This window comes from Variovorax sp. KBS0712 (genome assembly GCF_006323185.2).
GTDB lineage: Bacteria > Pseudomonadota > Gammaproteobacteria > Burkholderiales > Burkholderiaceae_C > Variovorax > Variovorax boronicumulans.
Genome location: NZ_VCCD02000002.1, coordinates 1,003,331 through 1,014,574 on the forward strand (window position 1 = coordinate 1,003,331; position 11,244 = coordinate 1,014,574).

The window sequence follows — 11,244 nt, forward strand, 5'->3', positions numbered from 1 at the left end:
TCGTTCGCATGCCCGCGCCGCCGCGCAAGCAGCTGCGCGTGACGCTCGGCCAGCATTCGCTGGCGGGGCTTCACGCGCCGGTCAACCAGGACTTCCACGGCGCCATGCTGCCCGAGGGCGCGCTGCGCGTGTCCAAGGGCATCGCCGTGGCACTGGCCGACGGCATCGGTTCCAGCCGCGTGAGCCAGGTGGCGAGCGCGGCGGCCGTGCGCGGCTTTCTCGACGACTACTACGCGACCTCCGACACCTGGTCGGTGCAGCGCGCGGCGCAGCGCGTGCTGGGCGCCACCAACGCCTGGCTGCATGCGCAGACGATGCGCAGCGACGCGCGCTTCGACAAGGACAGCGGCTACGTCTGCACCTTCAGCGCGCTGATCCTCAAGGGCCGCGACGCGCACCTGCTGCACGTGGGCGACGCGCGCATCCACCGGCTGCACGCCGGCGCGCTCGAACAGCTCACCGAGGACCACCGCGTGCGCGTGTCGTCCGCCGAGTCGTACCTCGGGCGCGCGCTGGGCGCGGGCGCCCATGTGGAGATCGACCACCGCTGCTGGCAAGCCGAGGTGGGCGAGGTCTACCTGCTGGCCACCGACGGCGCCTACACGCACCTGGACGCCGCCACCGTGCACGAGGCGCTGGCGCGGCATGCCGACGACTTCGACGAAGCAGCGCGCTGGCTCGCGGAGGCCGCGCGCACCCGGGGCAGCACCGACGACATCACCGTGCAGCTACTGCGCATCGACGAGCTGCCCGACGCCGCCGCGCCGCCCGCACAGCTGCAGCGCGAGGGCCTGGCGATGCCGCCGGCGCTGGCGCCGCGGGCCCGCTTCGAGGGCTTCAGCCTCGTGCGCGAACTGCACATGAGCGCGCGCAGCCACGTCTACCTGGCCACCGACGACGCCACCGGCCAGCCCGCCGTGCTGAAGCTGCCGTCGGTCGACCTGCGCGACGACCCCGGCTACCTCGACCGCTTCGTGCTCGAGGAGTGGGTGGCGCGGCGCATCGACAGCCCGCACGTGCTCAAGGCCAGCGCCGTCGAGCGCCCGCGCGCGCACCTGTACGTGGCCATGGAGTACGTGGACGGCCACACGCTCGCGCAGTGGATGGTCGACCACCCCCGGCCCGACCTGGACAGCGTGCGCGGCATCGTCGCGCAGCTGGCGCGCGGGCTGCAGGCGCTGCACGGCAAGGAGATGCTGCACCAGGACCTGCGCCCCGAGAACGTGATGATCGACCGCGCCGGCACCGTGAAGATCATCGACCTGGCCGCGACCCACGTGGCCGGCCTGGCCGACGGCAGCGGCGAGGCCCGCGCGCTCGCCATCGAAGGCACGCTGCAGTACACCGCGCCCGAGTACTTCACCGGCCACGGCGGCAGCGCGCGCTCCGACCTGTTCTCGCTGGCCGCGATCGTCTACCAGATGCTGTGCGGCCAGCTGCCCTACGGCCTGCAGGTGTCGCGCATCCGCACGCAAGCCGATGTGGGGCGCCTGCGCTATGTGCCGGTGCGCCACCTGCGGCCCGAGCTGCCCGCGTGGATCGATGCCGTGCTGCAGAAGGCGCTGCACCCGCAGGCCGCGAAGCGGCAGCAGGCGGTGTCGGAGTTCGCGCACGACCTGCGCGCGCCGGGCCCGGAGTTCTGGAGTGCGCGGATGCCGCCGCTGATCGAGCGCCGCCCGGTGCTCTTCTGGCAGTGCACCACCGTGCTGCTGGCCGCGGCGGTGGTGGTGCTGCTCGGGCTGCGCGCCTTCGGGCGCTGAGAAGAAAGAAGGCTCAGCCCGCGCGCTTGGTGCGGATCGCCTTCGAGGCGCGCGAATTCGGTTCGCGGCCCAGCGCTTCGCTGATGTACACGCCCGCGTCGATGAGCTTGTCCAGGTCGATGCCGGTGGCGATGCCCATGCCGTGCAGCATGTAGACCACGTCTTCGGTCGCGACGTTGCCCGTCGCGCCCTTGGCGTAGGGGCAGCCGCCCAGGCCGGCCGAGGACGACTGGAAGTTCCACACGCCCAGCTCGAGCGCCGCCAGCGTGTTGACCAGCGCCTGCCCGTAGGTGTCGTGGAAGTGGCCGGAGATGGCGTCGACACCGAAGTGCGCCAGCGTGGCCTCCATGGCCGCCTGCACCTTGCGCGGCGTGCCCACGCCGATGGTGTCGGCCACGTCCACGCGCTGCACGCCGATGCCCTTCATCAGTTGCGCGAGGTAGCCGACCTTGGCCGGCGCGATCTCGCCTTCGTAGGGGCAGCCCACCGTGCACGACATGGCGCCGCGCACGGCGATGCCCTTGGCGCGCGCCGCTTCGACCACGGGCGCGAAGCGCTCGATGCTCTCGGCGATCGAGCAGTTGATGTTCTTCTGGCTGAAGGCCTCGCTCGCGGCGCCGAACACCACGATCTCGTCGGGCCACTCGTCGCGCGGCGCGGCGATGGCGGCCTCGAAGCCCTTCATGTTGGGCGTGAGCACCGAGTAGAGAACGCCCGGCTTGCGCGTGATGCCGTGCATCACTTCGGCGTTGTCGGCCATCTGCGGCACCCACTTGGGCGAGACGAAGCTGGTGACCTCGATCTCCTTCAGGCCGGCGTCCTGCAGGCGGTGCACGAGGCCGATCTTGACCTCGGCGGAGACGGGCTGCTTTTCGTTCTGGAGGCCGTCGCGCGGACCGACGTCGACGAGCTTGACCTGGGTGGGGAGTTTCATGGGATGTCTCTGGTGTCGCTGTCGCGGGAGGGTGATGAAAAACCGGCTTCGATTGTCCGACACATGGCCGCGCGCTGCTTGGTACACAAGTCGCGGAAGGTAGCAATGCGCGCCTGCGGGGTTGCAAATGGTGCCAACCGGTCGGCCCCGCAGGAAAACAGCCGCTAGACGGTTTCGCGCTGCGCGAAGCCGTCGGGCAGATTGCTCGCCGCTTCGGCCTCGCTCACATCGACCGCCTCCACGCGCGCACCGGCCGGCCCCTGGCGCGCCCAGTGCACCAGCGCCTCGACCGCATCGGCCTCGCCGGCCACGAGCGCTTCGACCTTGCCGTCGCGCCGGTTGCGCACCCAGCCGCGCACGCCGAGCCGCTGCGCGGCCTGCACCATCGACCAGCGATACCCCACGCCCTGCACGAGGCCGTGGACGACGAGATGGCGGGTGATGGTGGCGTGTGGGTTCATGGGCGGTGGTCAGTACGACTTCGGCAGCCCCAGTGCCTTCTCGGCGATGAAGTTCAGGATCATCTGCGGGCTGACCGGCGCGATGCGCGGGATGTAGCTCTCGCGCAGCAGGCGCTCGACATGGTATTCCTTCGCGTAACCCATGCCACCCAGTGTGAGCACGGCGTTCTGGCAGGCATCGTGCGCCGCCTCGGCCGCGAGGTACTTGGCGGCATTGGCCTCGATGCCGCAGGGCTCGCCCGCGTCATACAGCGTGGCGGCCTTGAGCATCATCAGGTCGGCCGCCTCCAGGTTGGCCCAGGCGCGCGCGAGCGGATGCGCCACGCCCTGGTTCTGGCCGATAGGCCGGCCGAAGACGACGCGCTCCTGCGCGTACTGCGCCGCGATGCGCAGCGCGGCGCGGCCGATGCCGATGGCTTCGGCCGCGATCAGGATGCGCTCGGGGTTCAGGCCGTGCAGGATGTACTCGAAGCCGCGCCCTTCCTCGCCGATGCGGTCTTCTTCGGGCACTTCGAGGCCGTCGATGAAGAGCATGTTGGAGTCGACCGCCGCGCGGCCCAGCTTGTGGATCTCGCGCACCTCGACCTTGCTGCGGTCCAGCGCCGTGTAGAACAGCGTGAGGCCCTGCGTGGGCTTCTTCACCTGATCCAGCGGCGTGGTGCGCGTGAGGATCAGCATGCGGTCGGCCACCTGCGCGGTCGAGATCCAGATCTTGCGGCCGTGCAGCAGGTAGCTGCCGTCCGGCTGGCGCACCGCCTGCGTCTTGAGACTGGTGGTGTCGAGCCCCGCGTCGGGCTCGGTCACGGCGAAGCAGGCTTTCTCGGTGCCCGCGATCAGCGGCGGCAAAAAGCGCTGGCGCTGCGCCTCGGTGCCGAACACCACCACCGGGTTGAGACCGAAGATGTTCATGTGCACCGACGACGCGCCCGACATGCCCGCGCCCGACGCGCTGATGGCACGCATCATCAGCGCCGCCTCGGTGATGCCCAGCCCCGCGCCGCCCTGCGCTTCGGGCATGGCGATGCCGAGCCAGCCGCTGTCGGCGACGGCACGGTGAAATTCGTGCGGGAACACGGCGCGGTCGTCGTGGTCGCGCCAGTAGTCGACGGGGAAGTCTTCGCACAGGCGCTCGATGGCCGCGACGAGCGAGCGCTGGTCTTCGTTCAGGGAGAAATTCATTCGCTGTTGTCTTTCAGGGGTTCCGGCTGCAGCGTGACGCCGCGCGCGAGCATGCGGTCGATGGCGTCGTCCGCATAGCCCGCTTCGCGCAGCAACTCCACGCTCTGCTCGCCGATGCGCGGCGCGGGCCGGCGGATGGCCGCGGGCGTGGCGCTGTAGCGGCCGACGGGCGCGAGCGTGCGGATGCGGCCTTCGCTCGGGTGGTCGAACTCGGGGAAGAAATCGACGGCGCGCAGGTGCGGGTCGTCGAGCAGGCTCTCGGTGGTGTGCAGGCGCGCGACGGGGATGTCGGCGGCTTCGAGCAGCGCCATCCATTCGTCGCTGCCGCGCGTGGCCATCACCTCGGCCACGAACGCATAGACCGCGCCGATGTTCGCGGCGCGCGCCGTGTGCGTGCCGAACATCGGCGAGCTGCGCAGCTCGGGCCGGCCGATCACGTCGAAGAAGGCTTGCCAGTGCTTGTCGTTGTAGATGAGCACGCCGAGGTAACCGTCGGCCGTGGCGTAGGGCTTGCGGTGCTCCGCGAGCAGGCGCGCGTAGCCGGTGGGCCCGAGCGGCGGCTCGAAGCTGTGGCCGCCGAGGTGGTCGCCCATGACGAACTGCGAGAGCGCCTCGAACATCGGCACCTCCACGGCCTGGCCTTTGCCGGTGCGCTGCGCGCTGAGCACGGCAGCGAGCAGCGCGATGGCGGCCTGCAGGCCCACGGCGCGGTCGGCCAGCGTGACGGGCGCGTAGCGCGGCGCACCGCCGCTTTGCTGCGCGAAGAGCGAGGCGACGCCGGCCGCGCCCTGGATGAGGTCGTCGTACGCGGGCTTGCCGGCGTACGGGCCTTCTTCGCCGTAGCCGAAGGCGCCGAGGTAGACGATCTTCGGATTGACCGCGGCCACGGCCTCGTAGCCGAGCCCCAGCCGCGCCATCGCCTGCGGGCGCGTGTTGTAGATGAGCGCATCGCAGCCCGCCGCGAGCCGCAGGCAGGCCTCGCGGCCTTCGGGCTGCTTGAGGTCGAGCACGATGGAGCGTTTGTTGCGGTTCAGGTGCATCGCCATCGCGCCCATGCCCGCATGGCGCATCGGGCCGACGGCACGCAGGTTATCGCCCGACGGCGGCTCGACCTTGATGACGTCGGCGCCGAGATCGCCGAGCGTCTGCGTGGCGTAGGGCCCCATCACCACGGCCGTGAGGTCGAGGATGCGAATGCCCTGCAGCGGGCCGGCGGCGGAGGTGTCGTGCGAACTCATTCGGGTTGAATGCCCGCGGCCTGGATCAGCTTCTTCCACTTCGCCAGCTCGGACACGGTGAAGGCCCCGAGTTCTTCCGGCGTGCTGCCGAACGCATCGAAGCCCAGCTTCGTCACACGCTCGCGGAAGGCGGCGCCGTTCGCCATCTCCGACAGTGCCTTGTTGAGCTTCAGCACGACATCGCGCGGCGTGCCGGCCGGCGCGAACACGCCGTTCCACGAGGTGATGTCGAAGCCCTTGAGCTCGGGCGTGTCGGCCAGCGGCGGCAGTTCGGGAAAGAGCTTGGTGCGCTCCTGCGTGGTGACCGCAATGGCGCGCATCTTGCCGGCCTTGACCGTGGCAAGCCCCGCGGCGAGGTCGACCACCATCATCGACACCTGCCCGCCGATGAGGTCGGCGATGGCCGGCGGCGTGCTCTTGTAGGGCACGTGCAGCATCGGGATGCCGCTCATGCGCGACAGCGTGGCGCCGCTCACGATGCCGGTGCTGTTGCCGCTCGCATAGGTCAGCTTGCCCGGATGCGCGCGGCCCCAGGCCAGCAGCTCGGCCACGCTCTTCACCGGCAGGTCGTTGTTCACCACCAGCATGAACGGCAGGTTGCCCATGCGGCTGACGGGCGCGAAGTCTTTCACCGGGTCGTAGGGCAGCGACTTCATCAGGCTCGGGTTGGCCGAGTGCGTGGTGTTGGTCGTCATGAAGAGCGTGTAGCCGTCGGGCGGCGCCTTGGCCACCAGCTCGGCCGCGATCACGCCGCTGGCGCCGGCCCGGTTGTCGACGATCACCGAGGCCTTGAGCGCCTCGCCCAGCATCTGCGCGGTGATGCGCGCCACCGCGTCGGTGCCGCTGCCGGCGGCGAAGGGCACGACGAGCTTGATCGGCTGCTTCGGGTAGCCGCCGTCCTGCGCAAAGGCCCAGGGCACGGCGCCCACGAGGCCCGCCGCAGCGCCGATGGAAATGAAACGGCGGCGGCTTTCCACCGCGACTGTTTCTGTCGCGTTCTTCGTCTGCATGGTTGTGTCTCCGGGGTTGTCGTTCAGGGCCGGATCACGCGCTCCGGCGATTCCTCGTACGGCGGGCTGTAGATCACCAGCACGCGCACCGGCTCGTCGCTCACCACCGTGAAGGTGTGCATCGCGTCGGCCGGAAAAAAGCAGCTGTCGCCAGGATGCAGCTCCTGCCGTTGGCCGCCCACCTCGGCGACCGCGCGGCCTTCGAGCATGTAGCAGACCTGTTCGATGCCCGGGTGCGCATGCGGCAGCGCGCCCTTTCCCTTCTGGATATGGCCCACCAGCACCTCGAGCTGCTTCGCACCCACCGTCTCGGAACCGATCAGGCGCTTGTTCAGCGTGCCGGTGTGGTTGGCGGGGTGGTAGCCCGTGATCTCGTCCTCGCGGACGAAGTAGCGCGCAGCGGTGGCAGTCATCGGGGGCTTTCTGTCTTGGGTTCGATCGCCAGGCAGGCCGAGCGCAGCATCGCGGCGATGTCGTCGATGCGCGCTTCCATGCGGTAGCGCGGGCCGGCCACCGAGATCGCGTAGGCCTCGCCGCCGATGCGCAGCGGCCAGGCCAGGCCGATCAGGTCGGGAATGCTTTCGCCGAGGTTGCCGTACCAGCCGCGCGCGGCGCCGCGCTGCAGCTCGGCCTCGATGGCATCGGCGGTGGTGAGCGTGGCGTCGGTCAGCGGCGCGAGCGTCATGCCCTCGAGCAGCTTGCGGCGCGCTTCGGGTGCGAGCGTGGACAGCAGCGCGCGGCCCATCGAGTTGGCGTACGCGGGGCGCGTTTCGCCCGACTCGGCCGTGTAGCGGATGCGCTGCGGCGCGCTCAGCACGTCGAGGTACACGACGTGCTCCGCGTCGCGGAACTTGCCGAACACCACCGTTTCGCAGGCGGCGTCGCGCAGTTCTTCGAGCGTGGCCTTCACCCGGTCGAGCACCGGGTCGTGCGCGGCGATGACCTGCGCCATGGCCAGCAGCCGGCCCGTCGGGTAGTAGCCCTGGCGGCGGCCGGTCTCGTACATGTAGCCCTGCTCTTCGAGCGTGCGGATCAGGCCCAGGCAGCTGGACACCGGCATGTCGAGCAGCCGCGCCATCTCGGACAGGGCCAGCGGCTGCTTCTCCCGGGCAAAGAGCTCGACGATCTCGATCACGCGGAACGCTGCTTTCACAACCATGAAGAAATTTTCTCGTATGTGAAAAACAAAAGCGTCGGGGTTTTCCCCCGCCGGCCGCGTGTCAGCCGGTTTGTCGTCGTCGACGCAGGGGCGTCAGTAGCCCCGGACGGGATCGACGATGCCGGCGATCGGCAGGCCCTGCTCCATCGCGCGGATCTTCCCGGCGATCTGGGCGATGGACTCCTCGCGCAGCGTGCGCGCCGAGCCGTGCGGCGTGACGGTGATCTTCGGGTGCCGCCAGAAGGCGTGGTCGGCCGGCAGCGGCTCGACCTGGAACACGTCGAGCGTGGCGCCCGCGAGCTGGCCGGCGTCGAGCATCGGGATCAGGTCGTCTTCCACCAGGTGGCCGCCGCGCGCGATGCTGATGAGGTAGCCCTCGGGCTTGAGCTTGCCCAGCGTGGTGCGGTTCAGGATGCCGCGCGTGGCCTCGGTCAGCGGCAGCAGGTTGACCAGCACGCGCGTGGAGGCCAGGAACTCGTCGAACTGCGCCTCGCCGCTGAACACCTGCACGCCGTCGAGCGCCTTGGGCGAGCGGCTCCAGCCGAGCACCGGAAATTCGAACTGCGCCACGGCCTTGGCCACGCGCTCGCCGAGCACGCCCAGGCCCATGATGCCGACCGGAAAATCGCGCCGCAGCTTCGGCTTGCGGTAGCTCCACTTGCCCTCGCGCGCATCCGCTTCGTACACGTCGAATTCGCGGAAGTGGCGGATGAGCGTGTGGCACACGTACTCGGCCATCTGCACCGACATGCCCGCGTCGTCGAGGCGCACGATGCGCGTGTGCGCCGGCACCTTGAGCTTGAGCAGCGCATCGACGCCCGCGCCGATGTTGAACAGGCCGCGCAGGTTCGGCTGCTCGTCGAGGAACTGCTGGGGCGGCGCCCACACCACGCCGTGGTCGGCCTGCGGCGCGCCGGGCGTCCAGGCTTCGATGGTGGCTTCGGGGAGTTCGGCCTTCAGGCCATCGATCCAGGGATCGGGACGGTTGTCGGTGAGGTAGACGGAGATTCGCATGGGCGCCATCTTAGAAGGCACCGGCTTGTTGCGTCGCGCGCCATCTCCTATGCTCGACCGCATTCAGCCACCCAGGAGACACCTTCCATGATCAAAGTCAGCGTGATGTACCCCCACACCCCCGGCGCGCGGTTCGACCACGACTACTACCGCGACCAGCACATGCCGATGCTCAAGGCCCGCATGGGCGACGCCTGCCTCTCGTACACCATCGACAAGGGCCTGGGCGGCGGCGCCCCGGGTTCGCCGCCCACGTATGTCGGCATGTGCCACGTGTTCGCCGAATCCGTCGAGTCCTTCCAGAAGGCCTTCGGCCCGCACGTGAAGGAGATCATGGGCGACGTGAAGAACTACACCGACATCGCGCCGGTGATGCAGATCAGCGAAGTGGTGGTGGGCTGACGGGCTCCTGCCCCAGGTCCGTCGGAACACGCGCCATCAATCCCACGCCCGGCGCGTAACCCCGGTCCGGTTCGTCGAACTGCGTCGGGTCGACACTCCACGCACCGGCGAGCGCCGTGACGTCCTCTTCGCCGGGCACGACGCTGCGGCCACTCGGGCGGACCTGCCGGTCGGCGTCGCGGTGCGACATGCCTGAGGCGACCAGCGCGTCCTTCCGCGCCCACTCTTCCTCGAGCAGTTCCGAGAGCCGATCGCGCGCATCGACCGGCGACAGTCCGCTGAGCACGGCAAAGCCCAGTGCGGCTTCCTCGGCGCTCTGTGCGCCCACGTTCGCATACACCTCGCCGCTGCTGCCTGCATAGCAGAACTGCCGCCCGGGCTCGCCGCGGCGTGCGCGCGCCCAGGTGACGAAGTCGGCGACACGGTGGCTGCCAAAGAATTGCGCTTCGCCGAAGTGGTCCTTCAGGCGCGTGAAGATCACGTCGAAGGCCTGCCCGATGCCTTCGAGGCGGTCCTCCGGGTACACGGCGGGATACGGCAGGCCGTCCCCCACGAGCAACACCCAGCCGTCGACGGGCGGTGATGCGAACACCCAGGGGGCCTGTCCGCCAGACGTCCGGCGGTAGGCCGCCGCGATGCCGGTGTGCCAGTTGGCCGGCCCTTCGGACGCCCACCCGAGGGCATCGAGCACTTGTGCGGGGTCCGAGGCTTGCACGGCAAACCAGCAGACCTTGTAGCCGAAGGGCTCCGGCAGGTCCGGGGTCGCGTCGAACTGCGGCGGAGGTGCCTCGACGGGTGGCGCGGGCGGGTTCCGTGGTGGGCGCTTCAAGGGCTTCGGCGGCGTCGGGGGCGCCGAGGCCCACGGGGCGGCGATCAACCGTTCCATGGGCTGGGCGGGTTTGACGTCGAAGGTGTAGCGCAGTGCAGGGGGCGCTGCGGGCGGTGGCGCCGGTTCAGGCGCAGCCGGCACAGAGGCAGGCACCGCCCCATCGTCCTGCGCCTTCCCCAGGCCCAGTCCCGCAAGAAACTTCCGAAATCGACCCACCATGCGGCCCCTCCTTCTTGTCGTGCGGCCGCGCTGTGTCGGGCGCGGCCGGCGCGCAGTGTCTCACGCCACCTTGGCGCGACGACGGCGCCACAGCACCCGCACCAGCCACCCCACGGGCAGCACCACCAGCAGCAGCCACGGCAGGGCAGCGGCCACGAAGGTGATGAGCGCGCCCACGCTTTCGGCCAGCACGTCGCCGGCGTTGCGCAGCGCGTGCGCCATCGGGCTGTAGCCGTCGCTGCCGCTGACCAGCGCGCGCTTGGGCGTGAACTGGATCTGGATGTGCTGCTTGCTGGTCTGCTGCGCCAGCACCTTGCGCTGGGTGGCGATGGCGTCGAGCTCGGCCTGGGTGTCCGACAGCGTGCGCTGGATCGCCAGCAGGTCGGCCATGGTGCGCTTGGTGACGGTGTCGCGCAGCATGACGCGCAGGCTGTCGCGGAACTCGGTGCGGTTCTTGATGCGGGCCTCGACGTCGATCACCTCGGAGGTCTTGTCCTCGCTGGTGGTGGTGTGCGAGACCACGTTCGCCACGCCGGCCAGGCCGCCGAGCAGCTTGTCGACGTCGGCGGGTTCCACACGCATCTCGAGCAGGGCGTTGCCCGGCTGCTGCGGCGTCTCGCGCAGCAGCGAAGACGACAGCAGCTCGCACTTCAGCGTGCCGCACAGGTCGCGCACCTTGCCCCAGGCGTCGGCGAGCTGTTCGGCCGGCACTTCGACGTTCAGGTCTTGCCGCACGGCCAGGAAGCGCTGCAGCGCGGTCTCGCCACTGCCGCCCCGCGCCTCGTCGGACTGCGACGCGGCGATCTCGGCCTGCGGTGCGCTCGCCCGCTGTGCTTTCATGGCATCGCCATAGCCCATCGGCGGCGCCGGCATGGACGCGGAGGCCGGCGCGACCGACTCGGCACTGCGCTCGCGGCCGCAGCCGGCCAGCGACAGGGCAGCCGCCAGGGCCAGCAGGACAGCGCCCGCGCGGTGGCGCACGGCGGCGCGGGGTGTCGACATGGAAAGGGTGCGGCGGCTCATCAGGACTCCTTGAAAA

The 11,244-nt window shown here is 70.1% G+C and carries 12 protein-coding genes; 2 read left to right on the top strand and 10 right to left on the bottom strand.

Annotation, left to right across the window (positions count from 1 at the left end; all coding sequences use genetic code 11):
- Positions 1-8: 8 nt before the first annotated feature.
- Complete coding sequence (locus FFI97_RS21580) at positions 9-1,760, top strand: bifunctional protein-serine/threonine kinase/phosphatase (protein WP_139701367.1); 1,752 nt, start codon at positions 9-11, stop codon at positions 1,758-1,760.
- 13 nt (positions 1,761-1,773) lie between these two features.
- Here the strand turns inward: FFI97_RS21580 and FFI97_RS21585 are convergent, their stop codons facing one another.
- The 8 genes from FFI97_RS21585 to FFI97_RS21620 all read right to left on the bottom strand — a co-directional run bounded on the left by FFI97_RS21585 (position 1,774) and on the right by FFI97_RS21620 (position 8,755).
- Positions 1,774-2,694, bottom strand: coding sequence for a hydroxymethylglutaryl-CoA lyase (locus tag FFI97_RS21585; RefSeq protein WP_139701366.1), 921 nt, complete (start codon positions 2,692-2,694; stop codon positions 1,774-1,776).
- A 164-nt stretch (positions 2,695-2,858) separates the two neighbouring features.
- Entirely contained in the window at positions 2,859-3,155 is a 297-nt protein-coding gene (locus FFI97_RS21590; RefSeq protein WP_139701365.1) for an acylphosphatase, read from the bottom strand.
- Between the two features lie 9 nt (positions 3,156-3,164).
- Positions 3,165-4,334 carry an acyl-CoA dehydrogenase family protein gene (locus FFI97_RS21595; RefSeq protein ID WP_139701364.1) on the bottom strand — a complete coding sequence of 390 codons (1,170 nt, stop codon included), beginning with the start codon at positions 4,332-4,334 and terminating at the stop codon, positions 3,165-3,167.
- Positions 4,331-5,572, bottom strand: a complete 1,242-nt coding sequence (locus FFI97_RS21600) for a CaiB/BaiF CoA transferase family protein (RefSeq protein WP_139701363.1) — start codon at positions 5,570-5,572, stop codon at positions 4,331-4,333. Before FFI97_RS21600 ends, FFI97_RS21595 begins: the two co-directional genes overlap by 4 nt.
- A complete protein-coding gene (locus FFI97_RS21605; RefSeq protein ID WP_139701362.1) occupies positions 5,569-6,582 on the bottom strand; it encodes a Bug family tripartite tricarboxylate transporter substrate binding protein in 1,014 nt (337 codons plus the stop codon). Before FFI97_RS21605 ends, FFI97_RS21600 begins: the two co-directional genes overlap by 4 nt.
- 23 nt (positions 6,583-6,605) lie before the next feature.
- Positions 6,606-6,995 (bottom strand): cupin domain-containing protein, encoded by a 390-nt coding sequence (locus FFI97_RS21610; protein WP_139701361.1) that lies wholly within the window; start codon positions 6,993-6,995, stop codon positions 6,606-6,608.
- Positions 6,992-7,741: an IclR family transcriptional regulator gene (locus tag FFI97_RS21615; protein WP_139701360.1), complete on the bottom strand. Its 750-nt coding sequence runs from the start codon at positions 7,739-7,741 to the stop codon at positions 6,992-6,994. The genes FFI97_RS21610 and FFI97_RS21615 overlap by 4 nt, the downstream gene beginning before the upstream one ends.
- Before the next feature lie 93 nt (positions 7,742-7,834).
- Complete coding sequence (locus FFI97_RS21620) at positions 7,835-8,755, bottom strand: 2-hydroxyacid dehydrogenase (protein WP_139701359.1); 921 nt, start codon at positions 8,753-8,755, stop codon at positions 7,835-7,837.
- A gap of 87 nt (positions 8,756-8,842) precedes the next feature.
- On the opposite strand from FFI97_RS21620, the gene FFI97_RS21625 reads away from it, so the two are divergent.
- Positions 8,843-9,157 (top strand): EthD family reductase, encoded by a 315-nt coding sequence (locus tag FFI97_RS21625; protein WP_062477314.1) that lies wholly within the window; start codon positions 8,843-8,845, stop codon positions 9,155-9,157.
- Here FFI97_RS21625 and FFI97_RS21630 read toward each other — a convergent pair.
- Entirely contained in the window at positions 9,135-10,139 is a 1,005-nt protein-coding gene (locus FFI97_RS21630) for a hypothetical protein (protein WP_139701358.1), read from the bottom strand. The genes FFI97_RS21625 and FFI97_RS21630 overlap by 23 nt on opposite strands.
- A 126-nt stretch (positions 10,140-10,265) precedes the next feature.
- Entirely contained in the window at positions 10,266-11,228 is a 963-nt protein-coding gene (locus FFI97_RS21635; RefSeq protein WP_185993676.1) for a DUF4349 domain-containing protein, read from the bottom strand.
- Positions 11,229-11,244 lie beyond the last annotated feature (16 nt).